The following is a 23748-nucleotide window of genomic DNA, read 5'->3' on the forward strand; positions in this document are numbered from 1 at the left end:
GCGATAGATGGATAATTGTAATCATTCAATAACCATAATATATCTAATAAATAAAAAAATGTACATAGATAAGACTGAAAAGAATGAAAAATTAACGGGAATGTTGAAGATTTCCCTGTTTTTCATAAATAGTTGCTTATATAAATTGGTAATTGTTATAATTTTCTTAATAATAAAAAGGAGGTGAGTAGATTCCATGATGCATTTACTCAGTAAACGTGTGGAAATAAGCCTGGATCTTTCTCACTCATATAGCTGGTGTGATAATTCATTTTAAAAAATACAATCTACATGAGATAGATACATTTCCACATCGTTTATGTGAAAAATAAAATGAGGTGGATTGTATGATGAAATTGAGTTCTATGCTAAAGGTAGTAGAAACTGTTGATGATGAATGGAGAAGCCCGTTAGCAGAGAGAATTCTAGAAAACTGGGAATATGATAAGAAGTCATTATATTATTTTCGTTCAAGTGCAAATTTCATATTTGTATTCAAAAAGGATGAAGAACGTTATTTTCTTAGGTTTGTAGAAAAACAGGAAAGAAGTATAGAAACGATTACAGCTGAAATTAATATTTTGCAGTATATATTTAATCATTCTGTAGAAGTCGCAGTGCCAATTCTGTCCAAAAATAAGCGATATATTGAAGAAGTTGAGACGGAAGTAGGAACTTTTTATGCAGTTGTTTTTAAGGGACTTGATGGTAGGCAATGCGAGATTGAAGAGTTATGTGCAGAGCAATTTTTATTATGGGGAAGAGCTTTAGGTAAGCTTCATCAAACTTTGAAACATATGCCGAAAGATTTATATCAAAATCGCGCAACCTGGAAAGATCATCTTCATTTTGTAAGAAAGATATTGCCTGAAAGTGAGCGGGCTGCCTATAAAGAATTAGAGCGCATTTCTACTTGGGCAAATGAGCTACCTATTACAAGTGATAACTTTGGAATCGTTCATTATGATTTTGAATTAGATAATCTTTTTATAAATACAGACAAAGTTGGAATTATTGATTTTGACGATTGTGCTAACTATTGGTACGCTGCGGATATTGCATTTGCTTTACGAGACATATTTCATGAGAAAGTGGATATCAATCATCCGTCTTATCAAGTTTTTCTGCAGGGATATACAATAGAAACATCAATTGATGAACAAGTTTTAAAAAATTTACCATTGTTTATGAGAATGCATCAATTAATGATGTTTACGAAAATACTTCAAACGGTGGATATTCCAGAATTAGAGGAATATCCGAAATGGTTAAAGAATTTACGAAAGAAGCTTGTAAACTATATACAAAAAACGAGAACGGAATTTGAAAAATTACACTCTTAAATTGTTATAAAAAGCGTGCTGAAAATTTGTCAGTATGCTTTTTTATGTATGGCTGTATAGCTATTTTTATTATAGTGACGATACTCAGATGGAGGAAGAATATGAGCAACGATTTCTTTTTGAAGAAAGTGAAATTACTAGTACAGATGCATTCTGAAGGATTGCTTGGTGGTGAAGTAATGCCTGAGGACGTTTTAATCGGAATTGTACCAACTCATGATTTACCAAACGTGTTGACATTAGGAATGTTATTAAACTATCAAAGAGATTCATATAAGTTGTGGCAGTCGATTGTACAAGCCTATCTTGATGAGGGTTCTCCGTGGGTTTTTCATATAAATACCGTATCTAAGTGTAATTTAGATGAGTTACGAAACGTGTTGGTACATTATAGGGTAGCATTACAACCTAATCGTCATCCTGAAATTTGGAAACGGGTAGCAACGGGGCTTACTCACTCTTCTTCTAATGGAGATGTTATGGGGTTAATTGAGTCTGTACAATTTGATATTTCCTTATTAAAAAATATAATGCAAAAAACGAGAAAATCAGAATTTCCTTATCTTTCTGGACCGAAAATCTTTAATTATTGGTTATACGTGATGGAGAGTTACACAGAAATAGAATGGAAATCTCGTGAACTTATTACAGTAGCTCCGGATACACATATTTTAAAAGCTACTGTCAAATTAGGATTATGTTCAGAGGCGGTATTAAATGGTACAGCTGATAGTCGTCAAACTGTAGCTCATGCATGGGAAAGAGCTTTATCTGGTAGCGGGATTGCTCCGATTGATATCCATACACCTTTATGGTTGTGGAGTAGAGCGGGATTTCCTGAACTTGTAATATCAAACTAAAGATAAAAAACGAAGGGAGAATCGTATAGAAATCATACTAAAATCACTTCGTTTTTTAATTGAAATTATTTATTTGGCATCGTTGCTATATATTTTTTTACTACTTCATAAACGTATTCTTGATTTGCCGCTGCTGTATTTGGATTGTATTTCCCATTATTTGTTTTATTATTTGATAGTACTCGAATGCCTAAGAAGGGAACGTCATAGGCTTGTGCAATTTGTGCGGCTGCAGCGCCTTCCATTTCTTCTACAGATGTTCCGTATTTTGTATGGAACCACTTAATTCTATCCACTTCGTTATTCCATAGATCTGCTGAACCGATTGTTCCTTCTACTACTTTACCTTTTGTATATTTATCTTTTACTGCATTCGCTGCTGCGAGTAAATCCTTATCACCCTCGTAGTATCTAATCTTTTCGGCATTTGGATCTTCTCCTGCACTTCCTTCAGAAGCCATTAAATCCATCGATATCCATTTCGATGGATCCATCCCTTGGTTTTCATTCATATTTGTTGTTTTAAGAGAGCCGATGTTAGCAACTTGTTTTCCTAAAACGATATCAAATACATTTAAATTCGGATCATGTCCACCTGATGTCCCTTGATTGATAATTGCCTTAGGCTTATATTTTTCAATAGCAATTGCTGTAGCACCTGCTGTATTTTCCATTCCTTTACCTGTTTTTGCAACGATTACAGGATAGTTATCTACCGTTCCTTTATAAAATACAAAAGTTCCTGATTTTTCTTCTTTCACATCTTTTAATCTTTTTGCAAATTTTTCAGCTTCTATTGGCATAGGCCCTTGAATTAAAATAGGCTTTTGAGTTTCTTTTGATTTTGCCTCGCTTTTCGAAGGTGAGCTACATCCTGCAAGTGCCGATAATAACAGTACACTCGTAGTCGCTAAAACAGAGCATTTTTTAACGATTTTGTTCTTCATAAAATAATCTCTCCCTTTTCTCTTGGTGTCTGTATTTCGTATACTCGGTATTTTGGTCCAAAGAAAAAAGTTCTAGAACATGTAGAGTGTTTTCTACTTTCTAGAACTACGGAAGTCAAAGTATCGTTAATTAAGCAAGAATGTTCATGCAAAATTATAAAACGGTAGTGGTAAAATAAATCGCACAACCGATTACTTTAACCCGTAGTCTAGTTCTTTCATTGGGAACTAGGTAGAAACGCTCGGACCATATTACCGAGTATATACGAGTAATGATATTTAAGATGATTACATTTATAATATAGCAAACTTATAATAGGTATTCAACAAAAACTGAACTTTATTTTATGAAAAAATAAAAAAGTTCGGTTTTTTATGGTTTTTAAAGTAAAAAACGGTTAGTTTTTAGGAGTTTAACAATAAAACAATGATATCTAATTTGGAATACAGTATAGCGAAAGTATATTTCTAACACTTTTGTACCGGTACAGTTTTGTTAAATGTACATTGTTTATAAGTCATTTGATTTTTAGAATGAGTATATAGTAAAGAAGGATATTAGATCATGATTCTATTTTACTCAATACCCTTTAAGGTGAGATGGTACTCTCATTTTTTCTTGATAATGAGCAAGTTCTAAAAATACATATTCATAGTACAAAAAATTGTAGAGGAAGTGTTTTATATGACAGAATTACAGAAATTATTCTTTTCAAGATTGAATCTTGAGGAACAAAAAACACTTGAAATTGAAGACTTAAATATAATAATGCAGGCAATGGCTTACGAAATTCCCTTTGAGAATTTGGATATTGTAAAAGGTGATACAAAAGAAATTTCAAAAGAAAATTTACAAGAAAAAATATTAATAAATTCCCGTGGTGGACTTTGTTATGAGCTGAATTCAATTATGTATTACTTTTTAAAAGATTGTGGTTTCGATGCTAAATTAGCATTAGGTACTGTTTATGATAGAGAAGCAGAAATTTGGGCTCTTGAGGAAGGGCATGTTACAACCATTTTAAATTATAATCATGCATTATATCTAATTGAAGTAGGGCTTGCTTCTGTTGTGCCTTTGGTGCTTGTTCCATTCACTGGTGAGGTTGTTAAGTCAATAAATGGTGAATATCGTGTTAGGAGAAAAAATACGGATAAAGGGTCCTACGTTTTAGAGAGGAGAGACGTTAATATATTACCTGAATCAGATGAGAAGAGAGAATGGAAATTATGTCATGCTTTTCATACAGATACTATTGATGAAAGGACCTTAAATCGAGTGCAAAAGAAAGTGGTAGAAGATGGAAATTCCCGCTTTAATAAAGGAGCAATTGTTGTGAAACTTATGGATTCTGGCTACATTTCTTTAACAAAGGAAAGTTTAACTCAAACAATAAATGGTCAGAAAGATAAAAAGTTACTTACAGAACAACAATATACAGAGATATTACAGGATAAATTTAATATTAAACTGTAAAAACAATGTAATTGAGAACAAAGAAATGCTTAAGTTGATGGTGTTACACGATCCTCAACTTAAGCATTTCGGCTATTTTTAAAGTTGAAAGTACATTACTATTCTTTTACATTAACGAGAAATAGTGACGTACTTTTTATGAATAATTTTAGTTTACACAATGACATCATTTTTTACATTAGAGTCAAATTAATTACTGGCGCGCGAAATTAATGTCCACTTTCTTTATTATTACAAGTTAATAATGGCTCGTACATCATTATAGCGTGATTCTCCGTTACATATTGATCTTCTATAAACTGTTTCTGTTGGCTATATACTCTACGTTGAATAACATTATGTCGTATATAACCACCCCAGTATGCAGGTTGAATTGAGTGTTCTTTTTCGTAAACTTCATATTGATAAAGCTGCGGATAGGTTGTTCTCCATTCGCCAACTAAATGTGTATCTGTGATATAAAGGTGAAGTTGATACGATTGGTTCGTTTCATTTTTAATTTGTAAGTCCAAATAGTTATAGGAACAAGTTGCTCCGCTTCCAAATGGTTGGGTCCGCTTGGAATCAGGAAAGACATCAAAGCTATGACGATAGCGCTCTGTTACTGTAAGTGGTGTATGTAAGGTCATCCAATATATTAAATTTGAGAGTTGACAAAGTCCTCCTCCAATGCCTGCTTGAAAAGACCCATAGTGTAGTATCATACCTTCTACATACCCTTTTCTCTTCGTAGGCTTACCTATTAAACGCCAGTAAGAGAATGTTTCTCCCGGTCTAATAATGATACCATCTAGCTGTTTAATGGCAACCTTTAAATTAACAACTTTATTCTGTTGATACCACATATCTACATCCTTGAGCTTACGAAGTAATATCGTTCGGTGCTGAATAGCTGTGCAGGGTAATTTTTCTTGTTGTAAAGTCTTTGCGTATGTTTTTTCATCTGTTAACCACTGGATGTACCTCTTTGTAGAGTAATACCATGTTCCTAGCATAATACGATACTTAGATCGCTGTTTAGGACGTAAGTTCACTATATTCATTTTATTTCCTCTCTCTGACATGTTATAAAATACATTTGTATCATAAAAACAAGAAAACCGTATATTATAATATTTTTGATAAAATAAAAAGAAAGCATTTGGCTCTCTTATTACATGTTTAAATAGGGTTTACAGATTGCTCTACAACAAGAATTATACCTTATCCTTTGTGGAAAATATACAATTGCACGGTTTGAAGGGTGCTCTATGTCCGAGACAGAGCGTGAGTTTCGGGAGTTTTTCGTCCAGAATTTTACTAGATTACCAAAGCGATGGACCTTTAATATCGATTCGAACTTTATGAGTCTGTAACTATAAGGAACTGGCAGTAAACATATTCGATTTACCGCCGATATCGCTTATAGTAATATTGTACTATAAAAACAACAATGAATTAAAAAAGAAGGAGTTAGCAATGACAATTATCGCTAAATTAAATCTAAATAAGTATACAAATATGGTAGTAGTCAACCAGCCAAATGATTATGATATTTTTACTGAACAAGCAACTACACTTTCTACAGACCATGATGCTATTTTCATTTTTGTAGAAACAATTGATGAGATGGTAAAGCACACACAACTTATTCTTAATAAACAGCTATTACTCGAAAAAGGCTATTTATTTTTTGCTTATCCGAAAAAAGGTAACACGCGTTATGAAACTTTTATTCATAGAGATGAAATATTTCCAGCAATGAACGTTGGAGAAGATGGATATGTAGGTAATAGCGATATTAAATTTGCACGAATGGTAAGTATGGACGATGTCTTTACTGTCGTTGGTTTGAAACGTGAACAAAAGAAAGCTAAGAAGACATCAGCTGCTAGTCAATGCGTTTCGGATTATGTAGAAAACATTAAAGATGTAGAAATGTTATTAGCGGATCATCCTAACGAACTTCAATTTTATCAAGATTTAACACCAGGATATCAAAAGGATTGGGCGCGTCACATATTTTCAGCAAAACAGCAAAAAACACGTGATAAACGTGTTCAACAAATGGTGGAAATACTTTCGCAAGGATATAAAACAATCGATTTATTCCGCAGAAAAAAGAAATAAAAGAGTTTCAAAAACACATCTTTGTTATATAAGGATGTGTTTTTTATGTGAAATTTACGATGGAAATGTATAAGAATAGCATAAATAATAGAATGAAAAAGTTGAAAAAGCGTCTCCGTCAAGTATACTGAATATGGTTCATCATTTATGAAATTTGCTATTTTGACTAAAAATAGCGATGGTATGTATATAAAACTTATTAGAAAGAAAAAGAAAAGGTGTTTGAAATGAAATCGTATATTGTAGTTGGATCTGGAATTTTAGGGGCATCTACTGCTTATCATCTGGCAAAAGAAGGGGCGAATGTTACTTTAGTTGACCGCCAAGATTTAGGGCAAGCAACGGATGCGGCGGCTGGAATTGTATGTCCGTGGCTTTCGCAGCGACGCAACAAAGCTTGGTATAAAATTGCAAAAGGTGGAGCGCGCTATTACGCTTCTTTAATTCAGCAATTAGAAGATGATGGCGAAACGGATACAGGTTATAACCGAGTAGGTGCCATTAGCTTACATACAGATGATAAAAAGTTAGATCAAATGGAAGAGCGAGCATATAAAAGGCGCGAGGATGCACCCGAAATTGGTGAAATTACTCGTCTATCGCCAGAGGAAACGAAAAAATTATTCCCAGCGTTATCTGAGGAATATGGATCTGTACATATAAGTGGTGCTGCCAGGGTAAATGGACGAGCACTTCGTGAGGCGCTTGTAAACGCTGCGAAAAAACATGGTGCTACTTTTATAAAAGGAGATGCGGTTTTAATTCATGAAAATAATGAGGTGAAAGGTGTTCATGTAAATCATGAAACACTTATGGCAGATCAAGTCATTGTCACTGGAGGAGCGTGGGCAAATGAATTGCTAAAACCTCTTGGTGTTAACTTTCTTGTGACTTTCCAAAAAGCGCAAATTGTTCATTTACATATGCCAAACATGGATACTGAAAATTGGCCAGTTGTGATGCCGCCAAACGATCAATATATTTTAACTTTTGAAGATGGCCGTATAGTTATAGGGGCAACACATGAAAATGATACTGGTCTTGATTATCGCGTTACAGCTGGTGGCTTACATGAAGTATTTGATAAAGCATTGTCTGTGGCACCAGGATTAGAAAATAGTACAATGCTTGAAACAAGAGTTGGTTTTAGACCATTTACACCAGGTTTTCTTCCAGTCATTGGTCCGTTACCTCATTTTAAAGGCATACTCGTTGCGAATGGCTTAGGAGCTTCTGGATTAACAGCAGGTCCATATTTAGGTGCTGAACTTGCGAAACTTGCTTTAGGACAACAAATTGAATTAGATTTAAGTCATTACGATGTAGCTGGTGCAATTGAATAGTTATTAGATATAGAAACAAAAAGATTAGGGTGTTATTCCTAATCTTTTTTTGTTTCTTTGTACATTGTACGCAGTGAGTTCCTTTTGTAAAGCTTCAGTCATGTTATTCCACTAAAGGACCATTTTCTTGAATGAAAGAAGGGACTATTCGTAAGTAAATCGAAGTTAATCAAAGGAATGAATGTTCAAAGCACTTTTGAAAACATATTCATTTCCACTGACATACTGTTGTCAGCATTAGACGTTTACAATAGCTATAAGAACAGCAACTAGAAAATTACTCGGCGACTCTAAATATTGATTATAATTACTTACTCAACATTGAGGAGGAAATCGATTATGAGTGACACAAAGACATTACGAGGACTCACTACCGTCAGTTTTTGGGCGGCTGATCTAATGGCGGCAAAGAAGTGGTACGCTGAACTATTGGGCATCTCTCCATACTTTGAGCGCCCAGGATATGCCGAGTTTCGCCTCGGCGACTACCAGCACGAGTTGGGCCTGATCGATAGCCGCTATGCGCCCGGTGGTTCGACGACCGGACAAGCCGGTGGTGCTGTCGTGTACTGGCATGTCGACGATGTAACAACAACTTTCGAGAAGCTGCTGTCTATGGGAGCGAAAGAATATGAAGCACCCACAGTTCGCGGTCAAGGGTTCATTACTGCCTCCGTGATTGATCCTTTTGGAAACATCCTAGGCATTATGTACAATCAGCACTACTTGGAAGTTCTGGGCTCGACTAGGAAAGAGTGACCCGTGCTGTTGGCATGCAGCTTAACCTATGTTCAGTACATACCATTCTTAATCGTTGTAGAGAAGAAATCTATATTGATTGTACTTTTGAAATTTAGAGAATGAAGGAGTTGCCTGAGGTGGATGATATTGAAATAAGAAGACCAATCATTGGTGATTATGAAGAGTTAAATCATTTTTTTCATGCAGTTATTATTGATACGTTTGCTAAAGAGGGCTTATCGGAGTTGACTGATGACATAGAAAATGAAATTGAAATAAAAAAGCAGTATTTGAAATGCGATTTTGATAGCAATGGGAAAAATCGATATTTTTTGATAGCTGTAGATAAACGGTGTAATAAAATTATCGGTACGATTGAATTTGGTCCATCAAGTAAGCTGATTCATACGTGCACAGAGGGCGCATTAAAAGGCTTGTATGAGATAGGTACTGTATTTGTACTTCCGAATTATCAAAAACGCGGCATAAGTAATTTACTTTTAAATGCAATTTTCCTTACTTTATTGGGTAAGGGGATAAACGAATTTTGTTTGGATAGCGGATATACGAACGCACAGAAAATATGGAAGAAAAAGTTTGGAGAGCCTAGCTTTTTGCTAAAGGATTATTGGGGCAAAGCGTATGATCATATGATTTGGAGAAAATACATAAATGATATAGTTATAACATTTAGGATATAGCAAAAAACAATATTTTTACGTAACACGAATAGCTTTTCTTACCTACATGTGCTATTATTTACCTTTACAATAAAAGAGGACGTGAAGTAACTTGATTAAAATTGATTTACCTGCAGTTGATGTTTCTATCACAGAAAGAAAACAAGTAATAAAAGGCGATGAGCCAAGAATCACTCCAATTCATGGATTTATTGATTTTCACCTATTCCCAAGAGATAAAGGCGGCATTTTTATGTTTTATAACATTAATGACGAACTTCTTTTTGTTGGGAAAGCACGTAAAGTAAGACAACGTATTAAAAAGCATTTTGAAGATAATGTATCACCAATTAAAAATCATCGTGATGAAGTGTATCGTATTGATGTATGTATTGTAGAAGATCCGATGGAAAGAGAAATTTACGAAACATATGTGATTAACGAATTTCAAGCGAAGTATAATGTGGATAAAGTATTTTATAAATAAAATCAATGTAAAACATGATCTTGGTACTACATCAAGATCATGTTTTTTTATATGTAATAAAAACATCGGATTATTCTTAATCATTCGACAAAATGTAACAATCTGAGATCGTGTTTTTTGCTATGATAAGTAGGAAATTTGTATATCGTGTTATTGGGGGATAAAAAGAGATGTTGAAAAAATTTACTACATGTATTTTAGGTGGCACTCTATTATTCAATTTATCTGGTTGCGGCAATACATCTGACAAAACTTCTTCAGAATCTAAAGAAGCCAATTCTAAACAAGAAGAAAAGAAAGTGCAAACAACTGATGAGGCGAAAACGAAAGAGAATACAAAGCAGAAAAATACAGAACAAACAAAAGAGAAATCAAAAGTAAAAGAAAAAGAGTATGTTGTAAACAAGGATTTTCAGACACCTAAATTTGATGTAACTGTAAAAAGAGTTGTAGAAAGAGATAAGGTTGGTAAAGAAAGTATAGGGATCCAAGAACCTGAAGATGGACATGTCTTTATTGTTTTAGAAGTAGAAGGGAAAAACATCACAAACGAATCGATGAAATTATCCGTTTTACCATCAGTGGATTTAGTGGATGAAAATGATAATGCTTACCAAAGTGATGTGTGGGCAACTAGTAGTTATGAGGTTGAAAAAGGCGAGACTTCTACTATTAATAAGGAATTAAAACCTGGAGATGTAAAGAGAGAAAATAAAGTTTATGTGATTAATAAAGAAAAATTCGATACAGGAAAATGGTATGTACTTGTTAACCATGAGTATAAGGAACAAATTAAATAGTGTTTATATATTAAGAGGAGATGACTCCTCTTTTTTTGTTGTCAAAAAAATCTTTTAAACTTTGAATATCTAGTTCTTTTCCTCATAACAACTAAAAACAAACATATACTGGTACAAGCAAACAAGAAAGGAGACAATCATGAACTGGTTAGAAGCTTTTATATTAGGGATTATCCAAGGGTTAACCGAATTCTTACCTATAAGTAGCACGGGTCATTTGTATTTAGGAAGGCATTTATTTAACTTAGATGAAGCAGGGCTTTTCTTGGATACGATGCTTCATATCGGTACCCTACTAGCAGTGTTTATTTATTATAAAAAAGAATTTATTTATTTAATAAAAAATCCCTTTTCAAAGCTTACGTTTTTACTCATTGTTGGCACAATTCCAGCCGTTATAATCGGTCTATTATTTAAAGATTTCTTTGAAGAGATTTCAAAGACAGGTGTAACAATCGGATGGGAGTTTTTAGTGACAGGTTTGTTTTTATATATGGCAGAGAAACAAAAAAATGGGCGTAAGAAAATGGATGATATTACATATCAAGATGCCTTTATTATTGGTTCGTTTCAAGCGTTTGCTATCTTTCCGGCAATCTCGCGTTCTGGTATGACAATTGTCGCTGCACTTTGGAGGAAACTAGATCGGGAAACAGCCGCATATTTTTCATTTTTGTTATCTACGCCCGCTATCGTTGGAGCTATCGTTTTACAGTCTGTAGACGTATTTCAAGGAAAAGCTGAAACGATTTCAAGCACATCATTAATCATTGGTACTTTATCTGCTGCATTTTTTGGATATATTGCAGTATCTTGGATGATTCAATATTTAAAACATCACTCTCTTAAAGTATTTGCCTATTACGTATGGGCTTTAGGCATTTTTATTTTAGCGTTACAATTCACTGGTGTATTTTAAGGGAAAATCCGTAAAATACAATCAAGTAGTAAGTGAATTTGTGGATATTATTAGATAAACCTAACACCGCTATTTTTTTCTACAATTAATTAAATCATCTTACTATGTCTTATTAAACAAGCAAGGCCCGATTGGCCCTGCTTGTTATTTGACTATTACTTGTCCATCCATTCCTTTCTGGAAATGGTACCGACATATGAGTTCGTATGTACCGGGCTTGTTAGGTTTCACGGTAATGTTTTTTTCTTTTCCCGGCTGGACTTCGACGTCAATTCCGAGCTTTTCCACTGTGAAGGTGTGCTCTTTCTTACCTTGGTTTTTCAATATCAACGTTGTCTTTCTTCCAATCGGAATAGTGATGACTTTCGGATTAAAGTAATCATCGTTCAACTCGACCTCAATCACTTTCTCTGACTCAATAGGCTGTGTTACGACGCCGGATTCGGCAAATATACTGAGTGAGCCTAGCGTTGTCACAACCACAATCATTGCAAGCAAAATGACCAATCCAGTTAACCACTTTTTCACAGACATTCGCAATCCCTCCTTTCCTAAGCACTATTGTTTTCCAATTTGTAAAATATTATCACTACAAATAGGATTCCAACGTGCTTCAAATAATAACTCTTTTATCTGAAACAATGACAAAGAAAAAAGATCGACTCTAATAACGACCTTCCGGAATCCATTCTTCTTCAATTAACCTGCACTATTAGTTTAAGTGTAATACTTCACATTCAAACAAAATATTTTCATTATCTTCAAATTGATCTCCCATAATTTTGACCTATTGTTGAACAAAGGAATGCTCTACAAAAAAGATCTTTTTATCAATCTTTATTTTTATAAATTATTGAATTTTATTTTAAATTCATAGAAATATCTATCAGGAGGTAAAAGAATGTTAGAAAAAGCAATCGTTATTGGTGGAAGTATAGCTGGAAAACTAGCAGCAAAAGCTTTATCTGATTTTTTTCAAGAAGTAATGATTTTAGAAGCAGGCGAAGAGTGGAATGAAAAAAGCCCTCGAAAAAGAGTCCCTCAAAGCCATCATCCTCATGTGTTATTAAAAGGTGGTGAAAGAGCAATAGAGAAATTATTCCCGGCAATTATGAGCCAATTAAAAGAAGATGGTGGTATTGTAAATAACTTTACGGGAGATTTGAAATGGCATCATTTTAGTTTATGGAAACAACCATTTATTGGAGAGTTGAATGCGGTTCAACAGAGTCGTCCTATGCTTGAGTCGCATATACAAAAAAGAATGAGTGAAGTAACTAATATTACGACGAAATATGAAACAGTAGTTGAACAATTGATAATCGATCCACTCCGTAACAAAATCTCTGGTGTGAAAACAAAGTGTTTAATAACAGGAATGAAAAAAGATCTTCACGCAGGCATAGTTGTTGATACGAGCGGATTTGGTTCGAAAAATATAGAGTGGTTAAAAGCACAGGGCATAGAAATAAAAGAAGAAAAAGTATGGATTCAATTGTTTTACGCGACTAGGATATTCCGTCTAAAACAGAATGAGCGTCCTGATTGGTGTAATTTACTTATTTCCCCTAGTTTTCCCGAAAACCCTTATGGTGCCTTTATTCAAACGATTGAAGACAATCAATATTTCGTGACTTTTAGCGGGTATGCCAATGAAAAGGCACCAAAAACAGATGAAGAGTTCCTTGCATTTGCTCATAAGTTGCCCGCCCCAGACGTCATTTATTTTCTTGAACAAGCAGAACCGATTACAGATATAAAAGTACATAAGATCCCTTACCAAGTTCGTCGGCGTTTCGATTTAGTGAAAAATATGCCAGAAGGATTTTTAGTAATTGGAGATGCTCATTGTCGCTTTGATCCGGTTTTTGGACAAGGAATGTCTGTCGCTGCTATGGAAGCTGAAGAATTACAAATGTGTTTAAAGGAGGGGAAAGCATTAGAGAAAGGATTTACTCGTGGCTTCTATAAGCGAATTTCGAAAATTATTAAAATGCCGTGGGAAATGGCTACTACAGAGGCATTCCGTCATCCTAAAATAAAAGGAGATAAGTCTTTTATACAACCATTTCAACAATGGTATACGAAAAAAATATACCAGCTTTCTGCGAATAATCCAGACATTTATATTCGTTTAGTTAGAGTAATGAATCTTATGCGTAGTCCTCTACATCTTTTTCATCCTAAGGTATGGTTTGCTATTCTTACAACTCGACAAAAATAAAGAAGGTTAATGCTATTACTTTATAGTAGGAAATTAACTACTAAATGGCGAATTTATAATAGTTAATTGAATACAAAAGGAATGAATTATGAATGGAAATATACATAGAAAAAATAAAGAAACAAGATGCAGAAGAATTATTTGCTTTTGAGTGTTATAATAGAACCTTTTTTGAAAAAACGGTACCTAGTCGCGGAGAAGATTACTACGTTTATGATACTTTCCTGTATAAACTTGATGAATTGCTCCAGGAACAAAATGAAGGGATTTCTCACTTTTATCTTATACGAAATACTGAGAAACAAATTGTAGGTCGGATAAATTTAATAGACATAAAAACAGAAAAGCAATTAGGTTACCTTGGTTATCGAGTAGGAGAAAAATGGATCGGAAAAGGAATTGCAAGTCATGCCGTTCGATTATTATTAGGCAAAGCAGAAAACTATCATATTCATGAAGTTTATGCCAAAACGACAAATAACAATATCGCTTCACGAATCGTATTAGAAAGAAATCATTTTTCTCGTATTAAAACGGATCAAGAAACGATAGAATTAAATGGGCAGAAAAGCAATTTCGTTCATTACGTTTGGAAACATAAGTAAGAATTTAAAGTAGAAGGGAAAATATGCTATGAAAGATTTACAATATCCAATTGGACAATTCACTTATGAAGAAAATATTACAGAGGAAATGATAGAAAAATGGATTCGAGACATAGAAAATCTCCCTGCAGAACTAACAAGGGCAATTAAAGATTTAGATAAAGAGCAATTAGATACACCATATCGAAAAGGTGGATGGACAGTACGACAAGTTGTTCATCATGTAGTTGATAGTCATATGAATAGCTATATTCGTTTTAAGTTAGCTCTTACAGAAAATAATCCAACTATTAAACCATATATGGAAGAGAAGTGGGCAGAACTCCCTGATTCAAAATTACCTGTAGATGTTTCTCTTGTATTATTAGATTCATTACATAAAAGATGGGTAAATTTATTAAATTCTTTAGAACAGGAAGATCTTGAAAAAACTTTTAATCATCCAGAATCAGGTGAAACAAAGCTAGAGGCAGCAATCGGCTTATATGCGTGGCATGGTCGTCACCATACTGCACATATTACTTCTTTAAGGGCACGATTAGGTTGGTGAAATGTATGAATATTACGCTTGAAAAAGCGACAAATGTTGATGCAGCATCTATTTTTGAAATCCAATTACAAGCATTCAAACCATTAATAGAAAAATATAAGGACTACAATACAAATCCTGCTAATGAAACGATGGATAAACTAATCGCAAGAATAAACAATCCTTTTGGTGGAATGTATAAAATACTTGTTGATCATATTCTCGTAGGAGCGATTTGTGTATTTCAGAAAGAAAAGACGATGCAATTTTGGATTAGTCCTATGTTTCTCTTGCCTAGTTATCAAGGAAAAGGAATTGCTCAGCATACAATCAATTTAATAGAAAAGATGTTTCCAGAAGCAACGAGTTGGGAACTAGCTACAATTTTGGAGGAAGAACGTAATTGTTATCTATATGAAAAAGTAGGTTATATTAAGACAGGTGTAACAAAGAAGTTAAATGAACATACAACACTTGTTTACTATAAGAAAACTTTATAAAAATAAATCTAAAGGGATAGACAAAACAGAAATAAGTCTGCGGAGTCTATCCCTTTATTCTATCTAAAGCGTATTTTTAAACGAAAATATTGAATGTTGTTCCAAAATATACGGGGTTTATACTTTCAGGAATGCATAAAAATACAAATTACTTATTTTGCTGTGTATTTTACTAATGCTTTTTGAACACTTAAAATGCTATCGTCACCCTTGAATTCTTTTATGATTGGATCATGCATACCAGATATCCAAATTTTAAGTTCTGCATCCAAATCAAAATGACCTGCTGTTTCGATACTAAATTGTGTAATACTTTTATAAGGAATAGAATGATATTCTGTTTTTTTACCAGTTACGCCTTGTTTATCTACTAAAATCATTCTTCGATTTGTAAATACAAATAAATCTCGAATTAATTTATATGCATACTCAACTTGTTCATCATCCAGCATAATCTTTTCTAAGTCACGCTCAACATTTTCTACACTCGTATCAGATGCATTCCCTAAAATGCCACTAAATAAACCCATATAAAATTCCTCCTTTATCATCTTTGGAATGAGTTTCTTTTATTGTATCACGTTATAGGCAACAAGATTCTGACAATGCAGCAATAGCTTTTTGGACGGAATGCAATGAATTTATTAATACTTTGTCCTAATATCTTATGCTAAAATATAAGTGCTTATAGAATATAGAAATACACGTAGAGGGAGTATACATGAAAAATATCGGTCTAGTATTAGAAGGTGGAGGTATGAAAGGTCTATATACGGCAGGTGTACTCGAATACTTTATGGAAAATGATTTGTTTTTTCCGTATGTAGTTGGAGTATCAGCTGGAGCATGTATGGGAGCAACTTATGTATCTCGGCAAAAAGGAAGAAATAAAAAAGTAAATACGGAATTAGTATCTGATCATCGGTATATATCTTACCGAAACTTCATACGAAAACGAGAATTGTTTGGAATGGACTTTTTATTTGATGAGGTACCTAACAAAATTGTACCATTTGATTTTCAAACTTTTTTACATGCAAACGAGCAGTTTGTAATTGGTACAACAGATTGCGAGGCAGGCCAAGCTGTTTACTATAATAAAAAAGAACACGGGGATGATATTTTAAAAATCATTCGTGCCTCAAGCTCTGTACCATTTATCGCTCCAACTGTGGATTATGATGGTAAAAAGCTTTTAGACGGAGGGATTATTGATCCAATTCCTGTTCGAAAAGCGCAAATGGACGGGTTTCAAAAAAATGTTGTCATTATGACAAAACCAGAAGGATACGTGAAAAAACGGAATAAGTTTTCATCTATGGCAAAATATTTATACAGAAGATACCCGAAAGTCTCTGAGCTCTTAGTAGATCATTATCGATTTTATAACGAAACCATTTCCTATATGTCATCAGATCTACAAAAAGAAAACTTTTTCGTCATTCAACCAAGTGTACCACTGCCTATTAGTGGGATTGAACGAAATAAAGAAAAGCTAGTAAATTTATATAATCTTGGATATGCGGATGCTAAGAATCAGTATGAGCAGCTAGTAAAATGGACAAAGAAATAATTACTATAGGAAACGCACAGACTCTATTGTTTGTGTGTTTTTTGTTCATAAAATATACAACATTGGCACTTTCTTTATATAGGAATTTACTCAAAAATACAGAAGTGCTTAATAGAATGTAGCAAAGGAGGTAGGAGACGGAAATGAATTCAATTATAAGTCCTAAGATAACCAAACTGCTGAATCAATTAAATAACGGAAATGCAGAGGTGCTACAAACATTTTTACATGAACTTAAAACAAATGCGGCGCCACTTATAGAAACATGCCCAATGAATGAACAATATAATCTTATTACGTACATTTGGCTAGGTGATGCAGATACAGAAAATGTATATGTATTTGGTAGTTACCCTGGCTGGGATCTTAATTCTAATCAATTAGAACGACTTTTAGACACGAATATATGGTACAAAACATTTAGAACGAATAAAAAATTTGTTTCCACTTATCATTTTTCGGTTAATGATCATTTTGAACACGATTGGATAGCGCGTAGTAAACAGTATCAGTTAGATCCATTTAACAATACTATATTTGGAAAAGAAACAGATAAAGCAGCTGTATTAGAAATGGGAATGAACATACAGTATGATAAAAAGTTTCCTCAAAATGATGATTTCCAAGGAGAAATTGAAACATATTCTTTTTATAGTTCTATTTTAGGTAATACACGAAAAATATACGTTTATACACCTTGTAATTATTCTTACAACTCCAGTCCTCAAGACCTTCTGATTGCATTTGATGGAAATACGTTTATGCAAAATCTTTCAGCGCCAATGACACTCGATTATTTCATTCGTAAACAAGAAATCCCTTCGTGTATTGCTGTTGGAATCGATCAAGTAGATCGGTTAGCTGAACTTACCTATAACGATAATATGAACGCATTTTTAACAGAAGAGCTTCTACCTTGGATGCAAACAAAATACCATGTTCATAAAGAGCCTTCACATGTAACAATTGCCGGTTTAAGTCTCGGTGGCCTTGCAGCGTTTTATGCAGCACTTCATAACCCTCATGTTTTCGGGAATGTACTATCATTATCAGGATCTGTGCATTGGAAAAAGGATGGATACGAAGACGATCTTCCTTGGACAGAGAAACAATTTTTATCGCTTCATCACGTATTACGATTACGTATGTATATGGCAGCTGGCACGCTTGAAAATGAACCGCTTTTAAAGGCTAATAGAAGCCTTTCTAAGACATTTAGAGAAAAAGAGTATCAGATTACCTATAATGAGTTTCAAGGTGGTCATGACGAAATTTGGTGGCGAGAACAGTTTGTAGAGGGGATACTAGCTCTAACTCATTCAAAAGCAACACTTTAAAAAGAAGGAGAGGAAGAAATTATGAATGAAAAGGATATAGATAAAGCGTTGAAAAAGCAAGAGATTTTAGTAAAGGATGAGAAAGTTTGGTCTTATACATATGAAGATCATATTAGTTCTATCATTAAACGTGCAGAAAAAGCAGGGGCTTTCGATGATTTACCTGGCAAGGGAAAGCCACTTCACATTGATAAAAACCTTTCTTATAATCCTGAAAAGCAACTTTATAAAACGTTGAAAGATAACCACGTTTTACCTAGATGGATTGAGCTTTCGAAGGAAATTGATCATTTAAAAGAGAAACTGAAAGAGATTACAGATTCTGTAGAAGCAGAGCAGTTAATTGAAACGATTAATAAAAAGGTAACGGAACATAACCTTTTGTGTCCAACAACTGCACAAAAAATGAGAGTGAAAACGGATTTTTAGCGTTTTTCTAAAAACCTTTCGCTCATTGTATAATTGAGATAGGCTTATTTTACTTATTATGTAAGGGGGAAATAGAGAATGACAAAGCTACATCATTTACAAATACCAAAGCAGTTAGAGCCGTATAGAAATATAATAGAGAAAAGTGTAAAACCTTATATTAAAGTTACAGGGGAACTAGGTGAAACAACACTATTTCAAAGTAAATTTGGTGGGCATCCATATTTACCTCTTCATCATGATCATCCAAAAGATTCAAACGGGAAACCAATGATATTACTAGCCCAGTTAAATTTTGAAGAAATCCCACAAAATGAGTATATGCCTACAAAAGGAATGTTGCAGTTTTTTGTAAATGGTGAAGATGACATTGTTGGTGCTAATTTTGATTGTCCAACAGAACAAAAAGATTTTCGAATCATTTATCATTCTGAAGTAATGTATGACGAATCGCAGCTTGTAACAGATTTTAGTTATTTACATGCTCTAGATTTAGAGTATTTCGTTATACCGAAAGCAGCAAAATTAACCTTTCAACAAGCTTATCAACCTATAACACTAGGAGATTATCGTTTTGAATCGCTTTTCCAAGATGTAGTTGATATAGAAGATATCATTGATCACGAAGAAGAAAAAGAATTCGGTGAACTGTATGAGGAATCTTTTGGAGGTCAAGGACATCAAATAGGTGGATATCCGTTCTTTACACAAACCGATCCAAGAGACTGGCAAGAATCTTATCGAGAACACAACATTTTATTGTTACAAATTGATACAGATAATTCGTTAGAGATTATGTGGGGAGATTGCGGTGTTGCAAATTTCTTCATTAGAAAAGAAGACTTAATCAAATTAGATTTTACAAATGTACTTTATAATTGGGATTGCTGTTAGGGGAAAATGTAGGGCCACTTTCTGTATATTTATATAGAGGTGGCTATATTATTCGTTTAAAAAGGATTATTCCATCTAAATTAAAGTTATTTTTATAATAAATGTATAATAGCTCAAAAATATTCGTTCTAAATGGATTTTGTATGTATTGCAAGTGTATAATAAATTATATAAACATAAAGGAAGGAAGTGAGAGATATGCATTCACAATTTGTTGTGCAGAATATGAATCAATATATCGAGGCGGAAGGACTGAAAAGAAAGCGTTTAGCTAAGAGGCTAGGTATGTCTGAATCAAACTTCTCGGATTATCTAAACGGAAAAAGAACGAGCGGAATTTACGATTTTGCTGCAAACTTAGCTGATTGTTTAGGGCATGAACATACATTTTTTATGAAAGAGGATTTTCATCATATTGTTACAGATCAAACAGATTATGCTTTTCTATTTTCAGCAGGTGAAAGGCTATCAGATAGTGGGGAAGAGGGGCTACGGCAATTAACGAAACTTTGTGACCTTATTGAAATTTATAATAGGGGGCAATCGCATGCCTGAACTTCATTTTGTAGACCTTCCTCAAGTTATGGAAGAAAATAAAGAGAATAAATTAGAAGTAGAAAACTTAATGAGAAAATATTTGCAACATTACCATCCAAAAGGCTGGACAATGATTGAAGGTGCTAAAAAATACATTGCAACGCAACATTTTTTGATTGAGGCACCAATTCAAGATCAGTCTTTGGGTGGTTTTATTCGTTCTACCGATACAGAGAGATATATTTGTTATGTGAATACGTATCAACCTAGAAATTATCAAAATTTTAGTCTGTTTCATGAATTATATCATTTGATTTCACTTCAAGAGCGAAATCAAAAATTGCACATTGTACATGCAGGGCTTGATAAGAGTCAAACTGAAAGAAAAGCAGATTATTTTGCGTCATTGCTACTCATTGATCAACATGAATTAATGAACTTTTACACTAGTTTTGAAACGAATGATGAAACAGCATTAAATAAGATTTTTTTATGCATGAGTCGTTTTAAAGCACCATTTAAGGCGATATTAATTCGTTTATATGAACTACAACTAATTGATTACACTACAATTGAAAAATATTTTGATCAGGAGTTTGACTATCATAAAGAATTTGAAGCACTAGGAATTGATCCATATATGATAGAGCATAGCAATGTGATTAATTTAGGGAAAATAGAAAAAATGATGCAGCAGTATGAATTACCAGAAGCAGCACAACAAGCAAATAAACAAGTCTTTGAAGAGATTACACGATACTTTCATCAATTGAAGGGAGATGCAATTGGTTGACATCTCCAAATTTAAAAAGTTACATACAACAATACACACACTTTATCACGGATTTAGAAGAAATAGTGGATATTATTATTGAAAAGCAACACGTTTACTTTTATGATACATCCGCTATATCCAGTCATGAAAAAGCGTATTTTCATCATAACAAAACGCTATTTTTGGATTTTATTAAAGATGTTCCTATTGTAATTACGGATGTAATTGTACGGGAGATGCGTTTGCTAGAAGATGAGGACAGGCGCTATTTAAATTATTTATTGCAATTTCAAACGGTTTTATATGTTGAAGAACAACAATTATATGAATTGCTAAAAATTGAATTTAATTCTAAACAAGCGAAACAAAAATTCTTAATCGCATGTGAACATGCATTCTCATGTATACAACCATTAAAAGAATCTGTCAGAAATGCTAGGTCCTCATTTGCGAATGCTGAGAATATCATTTTTGATGATTATATAAGCTTTTTTGTAGCTAATCATCAAAAAAATCATGGTGAAATGTCATTATTATGGACATCTTGTATCATCAATCAATTGCGCTGCAAACTAACTGTTACATTTATGGGAATTGATCGTGATCTATTTTCATATGTAGAGAGTAGCTATTTTTTAGGAAAAAAGAAAGCTGATAACATATATATGATAAGTAATGAAACATTGTTGCAAAGCGATTATATACAGCATCAAAACGAGAAAATAATGTATCAACTTGTAGAGATTTATCGAAATGAAAAACGTAAAGTCATATATTATGATAAAAAACAAAATATATTACAGCTAACAAGGCAAAGCAATAAGCTGTCCAATGATGAAATAATAGCAAAAATTATTTCAAATCAAATACAAATCATTTATTAAAAAATTCTTCCTAAAATATTAGGGAGGATTTTTTAATAAATATAAAAATATTATGTTAACTGAAATAGAGATTTCAAGTTTACAGCAAAGGATAAGTAGGTTAAGAAAAATATATAGTGAAGCAAAAAAATCATTTTATATTCAATAAATAAGATATATATAAAGATTAAGACATAGAGAAAATTTATAAATGGATTGATCAATTAAAATTGTAATTTGTTTATATTTTTTTGTTCGTACATTATCATGAATGCATCAATAAAATTTCAGCGGAGTTTGCTGTAACAAATCTAATCGAAAATTTCCAGCAAAAACTTAGTGAAATCTACAAAGATTATAACGAGATGAAAATCTTACTAAAATCTTCACTTCATCTCAATATGTATAGTTTACTTGGGTTTTGATACAGATAAACTGTTTGTTTATATAACTGCCGATAATATATATTATGTTAACTGTAAAAATTAAAGTAACTTACTATTTCTTTCATATTATTCAACATGTCTTCCCCTGTCTAGCTTATGTATATAATACATTCAACTAGATTTTAAATCAGATCGGTAAAGAATCAAAAAAGANNTAATCTTTTTTGATTCTTTATTTTAAACTAAATTTCTCGAATTGCTTTTTAAATTCTAAATCTGTTTTTAGCCACTTTTTGAAAGTTGAATTTTTAATGCTAATATATTTGCAAGATGTATCGATACATTTATGTTGTTGATAATGATTGAGAAAACCTCTTTTTCTTTGGGCTACTGCGTTTTTTGTTCTTTTTAATTTTCGATCTTGTAATTCTTCTAAACTAAGTGTTTCTTTTTGAAATACATTATATTTTCTTTGCAAAAATATTTCCTTATCTTTATAAATCCAATTCGCAAAAAGTTGAATAGTTCTTCGTCCACTCAATATTACACGATAATATGATTTTTTGTTCACCAAACTTGATTTTAAATTTTGTTCTTGTAAAATTCTGTTTAAAGAGTTCATAAAACTAGATGACCCACCGACAAAACTAACAGTATAAGTGGGATAGTTTATATAACCATCACCATCAAAATACCCCCTAATAAAATGATGTAAATATTCTTTTGGGACATACGGGAATTGTACATCGTATGATTTGCAAGGCGTGATTCCGTGTATGTTTATCAAATCGTTTTTCATAATTTTGCTATTTAAATTCAACATATAAACGCCGGTATGTTTGTTTTGATATAATGGTTGATTCGAAGTTAATTCTGTTTTTATAGCATCTAAAATTTCGGAGTCCTTTTGAGAAATACTTACTGTTTGATTATCTTTCGGAATGACACCATCTGCAATGAAAAAGCCTAAGATATATGCCATATTATTAGACCAGTACTTAAAATAGTTTTCGTTTAAATGATACTTTCGCTTCCAGCTGCCCCTCGTCCTTGTTTCAACGTTGTTATCTGCTAAAATCATGCGAATGTATCTAGCAGAGACATTTGCTAATTTCGCGATATTCGATGTGCTCTCTCCTTTTAAATAAAGCTTAATGATTTCCGACTTTTCTAATGTACATTTATAGTGCCGTTTACTCTCTTCTAACATTTTTATCGCCCCCTTTTAATCAATCTCCCCCCTTCCTTTTTATTCTATCACACTAAAAGAACGTATGTTTGTGTTTTGTTTTTTATAGTTATTGATTGCGCATACTTATATATTCATTCAAAATGACCATACTTGGATCTATTTGCTGCTGGCCTATAGTGAATGGAAAGTCAATTTGTA

At 33.1% G+C, this 23748-nt stretch carries 26 protein-coding genes and 1 riboswitch; of the genes, 21 read left to right on the top strand and 5 right to left on the bottom strand.

The features are described from left to right. Positions 1 to 347 precede the first annotated feature (347 nt). Both CN373_RS08725 and CN373_RS08730 read left to right on the top strand, forming a co-directional pair. Positions 348 to 1343, top strand: coding sequence for a phosphotransferase enzyme family protein (locus tag CN373_RS08725; protein ID WP_002056759.1), 996 nt, complete (start codon positions 348 to 350; stop codon positions 1341 to 1343). A gap of 101 nt (positions 1344 to 1444) precedes the next feature. Beyond that, the gene (locus CN373_RS08730) at positions 1445 to 2203 is read left to right on the top strand and encodes a hypothetical protein (RefSeq protein WP_000063805.1); all 759 of its coding nucleotides are present in this window, start codon (positions 1445 to 1447) and stop codon (positions 2201 to 2203) included. Positions 2204 to 2268: 65 nt separating this feature from the next. On the opposite strand, the gene CN373_RS08735 is transcribed toward CN373_RS08730, so the two are convergent. After that, positions 2269 to 3150: a 5'-methylthioadenosine/S-adenosylhomocysteine nucleosidase gene (locus tag CN373_RS08735; protein ID WP_098359108.1), complete on the bottom strand. Its 882-nt coding sequence runs from the start codon at positions 3148 to 3150 to the stop codon at positions 2269 to 2271. 185 nt (positions 3151 to 3335) lie between these two features. Further along, a riboswitch (purine riboswitch) is annotated at positions 3336 to 3439 on the bottom strand. Between the two features lie 396 nt (positions 3440 to 3835). Between CN373_RS08735 and CN373_RS08740 the strand changes: the two genes are divergently transcribed. Next, positions 3836 to 4627, top strand: coding sequence for an arylamine N-acetyltransferase family protein (locus CN373_RS08740; RefSeq protein ID WP_098359109.1), 792 nt, complete (start codon positions 3836 to 3838; stop codon positions 4625 to 4627). A 209-nt stretch (positions 4628 to 4836) separates the two neighbouring features. Here CN373_RS08740 and CN373_RS08745 read toward each other — a convergent pair whose 3' ends face one another. Then, positions 4837 to 5670, bottom strand: a complete 834-nt coding sequence (locus tag CN373_RS08745) for a VanW family protein (protein WP_001028461.1) — start codon at positions 5668 to 5670, stop codon at positions 4837 to 4839. Between the two features lie 415 nt (positions 5671 to 6085). On the opposite strand from CN373_RS08745, the gene CN373_RS08750 reads away from it, so the two are divergent. The 7 genes from CN373_RS08750 to CN373_RS08780 all read left to right on the top strand — a co-directional run bounded on the left by CN373_RS08750 (position 6086) and on the right by CN373_RS08780 (position 11706). Continuing rightward, positions 6086 to 6736 (top strand): YdeI/OmpD-associated family protein, encoded by a 651-nt coding sequence (locus CN373_RS08750; RefSeq protein ID WP_000152393.1) that lies wholly within the window; start codon positions 6086 to 6088, stop codon positions 6734 to 6736. Between the two features lie 227 nt (positions 6737 to 6963). Beyond that, entirely contained in the window at positions 6964 to 8079 is a 1116-nt protein-coding gene (locus CN373_RS08755) for an NAD(P)/FAD-dependent oxidoreductase (protein ID WP_000844393.1), read from the top strand. Positions 8080 to 8418: 339 nt separating this feature from the next. Then, positions 8419 to 8838 carry a VOC family protein gene (locus tag CN373_RS08760; protein ID WP_001285472.1) on the top strand — a complete coding sequence of 140 codons (420 nt, stop codon included), beginning with the start codon at positions 8419 to 8421 and terminating at the stop codon, positions 8836 to 8838. Positions 8839 to 8957: 119 nt separating this feature from the next. Next, on the top strand, positions 8958 to 9521 hold the full coding sequence (locus tag CN373_RS08765; RefSeq protein ID WP_000340938.1) for a GNAT family N-acetyltransferase: 564 nt from the start codon (positions 8958 to 8960) through the stop codon (positions 9519 to 9521). A gap of 91 nt (positions 9522 to 9612) precedes the next feature. Next, positions 9613 to 9987 carry a nucleotide excision repair endonuclease gene (locus CN373_RS08770; RefSeq protein WP_000590035.1) on the top strand — a complete coding sequence of 125 codons (375 nt, stop codon included), beginning with the start codon at positions 9613 to 9615 and terminating at the stop codon, positions 9985 to 9987. Between the two features lie 170 nt (positions 9988 to 10157). Further along, the gene (locus CN373_RS08775) at positions 10158 to 10787 is read left to right on the top strand and encodes a hypothetical protein (protein ID WP_000913422.1); all 630 of its coding nucleotides are present in this window, start codon (positions 10158 to 10160) and stop codon (positions 10785 to 10787) included. 139 nt (positions 10788 to 10926) lie between these two features. Then, positions 10927 to 11706, top strand: a complete 780-nt coding sequence (locus tag CN373_RS08780) for an undecaprenyl-diphosphate phosphatase (RefSeq protein ID WP_001104256.1) — start codon at positions 10927 to 10929, stop codon at positions 11704 to 11706. Positions 11707 to 11850: 144 nt separating this feature from the next. Here the strand turns inward: CN373_RS08780 and CN373_RS08785 are convergent, their stop codons facing one another. After that, complete coding sequence (locus tag CN373_RS08785) at positions 11851 to 12240, bottom strand: cupredoxin domain-containing protein (RefSeq protein WP_000111971.1); 390 nt, start codon at positions 12238 to 12240, stop codon at positions 11851 to 11853. Between the two features lie 367 nt (positions 12241 to 12607). Between CN373_RS08785 and CN373_RS08790 the strand changes: the two genes are divergently transcribed. The 4 genes from CN373_RS08790 (at position 12608) to CN373_RS08805 (ending at position 15564) form a co-directional block, all read left to right on the top strand. Then, entirely contained in the window at positions 12608 to 13930 is a 1323-nt protein-coding gene (locus CN373_RS08790; RefSeq protein ID WP_000890160.1) for a hypothetical protein, read from the top strand. Positions 13931 to 14022: 92 nt separating this feature from the next. Next, positions 14023 to 14535 carry a GNAT family N-acetyltransferase gene (locus CN373_RS08795; RefSeq protein WP_000409224.1) on the top strand — a complete coding sequence of 171 codons (513 nt, stop codon included), beginning with the start codon at positions 14023 to 14025 and terminating at the stop codon, positions 14533 to 14535. A 28-nt stretch (positions 14536 to 14563) separates the two neighbouring features. Then, positions 14564 to 15085 (top strand): YfiT family bacillithiol transferase, encoded by a 522-nt coding sequence (locus tag CN373_RS08800; RefSeq protein WP_000654099.1) that lies wholly within the window; start codon positions 14564 to 14566, stop codon positions 15083 to 15085. After that, a complete protein-coding gene (locus CN373_RS08805) occupies positions 15025 to 15564 on the top strand; it encodes a GNAT family N-acetyltransferase (RefSeq protein ID WP_165770736.1) in 540 nt (179 codons plus the stop codon). Before CN373_RS08800 ends, CN373_RS08805 begins: the two co-directional genes overlap by 61 nt. Positions 15565 to 15716: 152 nt before the next feature. Here CN373_RS08805 and CN373_RS08810 read toward each other — a convergent pair whose 3' ends face one another. Next, positions 15717 to 16094, bottom strand: a complete 378-nt coding sequence (locus CN373_RS08810; RefSeq protein WP_000522460.1) for a PH domain-containing protein — start codon at positions 16092 to 16094, stop codon at positions 15717 to 15719. A gap of 191 nt (positions 16095 to 16285) precedes the next feature. Between CN373_RS08810 and CN373_RS08815 the strand changes: the two genes are divergently transcribed. The 7 genes from CN373_RS08815 to CN373_RS08845 all read left to right on the top strand — a co-directional run bounded on the left by CN373_RS08815 (position 16286) and on the right by CN373_RS08845 (position 21993). After that, positions 16286 to 17137, top strand: coding sequence for a patatin-like phospholipase family protein (locus tag CN373_RS08815; protein WP_000789297.1), 852 nt, complete (start codon positions 16286 to 16288; stop codon positions 17135 to 17137). Between the two features lie 143 nt (positions 17138 to 17280). Continuing rightward, entirely contained in the window at positions 17281 to 18474 is a 1194-nt protein-coding gene (locus CN373_RS08820; protein ID WP_001084495.1) for an alpha/beta hydrolase-fold protein, read from the top strand. A 21-nt stretch (positions 18475 to 18495) separates the two neighbouring features. Next, on the top strand, positions 18496 to 18903 hold the full coding sequence (locus CN373_RS08825; RefSeq protein ID WP_001002976.1) for a DUF1992 domain-containing protein: 408 nt from the start codon (positions 18496 to 18498) through the stop codon (positions 18901 to 18903). A gap of 78 nt (positions 18904 to 18981) precedes the next feature. After that, positions 18982 to 19797 (top strand): YwqG family protein, encoded by an 816-nt coding sequence (locus CN373_RS08830; RefSeq protein ID WP_000163647.1) that lies wholly within the window; start codon positions 18982 to 18984, stop codon positions 19795 to 19797. 198 nt (positions 19798 to 19995) lie between these two features. Further along, positions 19996 to 20352 (top strand): helix-turn-helix domain-containing protein, encoded by a 357-nt coding sequence (locus CN373_RS08835; RefSeq protein ID WP_098359110.1) that lies wholly within the window; start codon positions 19996 to 19998, stop codon positions 20350 to 20352. Next, positions 20345 to 21127 (top strand): ImmA/IrrE family metallo-endopeptidase, encoded by a 783-nt coding sequence (locus CN373_RS08840; protein WP_098359111.1) that lies wholly within the window; start codon positions 20345 to 20347, stop codon positions 21125 to 21127. Before CN373_RS08835 ends, CN373_RS08840 begins: the two co-directional genes overlap by 8 nt. After that, positions 21124 to 21993: a hypothetical protein gene (locus tag CN373_RS08845; protein ID WP_000203713.1), complete on the top strand. Its 870-nt coding sequence runs from the start codon at positions 21124 to 21126 to the stop codon at positions 21991 to 21993. The genes CN373_RS08840 and CN373_RS08845 overlap by 4 nt, the downstream gene beginning before the upstream one ends. 597 nt (positions 21994 to 22590) lie before the next feature. On the opposite strand, the gene CN373_RS08850 is transcribed toward CN373_RS08845, so the two are convergent. After that, positions 22591 to 23568, bottom strand: coding sequence for an LAGLIDADG family homing endonuclease (locus tag CN373_RS08850; RefSeq protein ID WP_098359112.1), 978 nt, complete (start codon positions 23566 to 23568; stop codon positions 22591 to 22593). Between the last annotated feature and the right edge of the window lie 180 nt (positions 23569 to 23748).

The organism is Bacillus cereus (assembly GCF_002561295.1).
Classification (GTDB): Bacteria; Bacillota; Bacilli; order Bacillales; family Bacillaceae_G; genus Bacillus_A; species Bacillus_A cereus_S.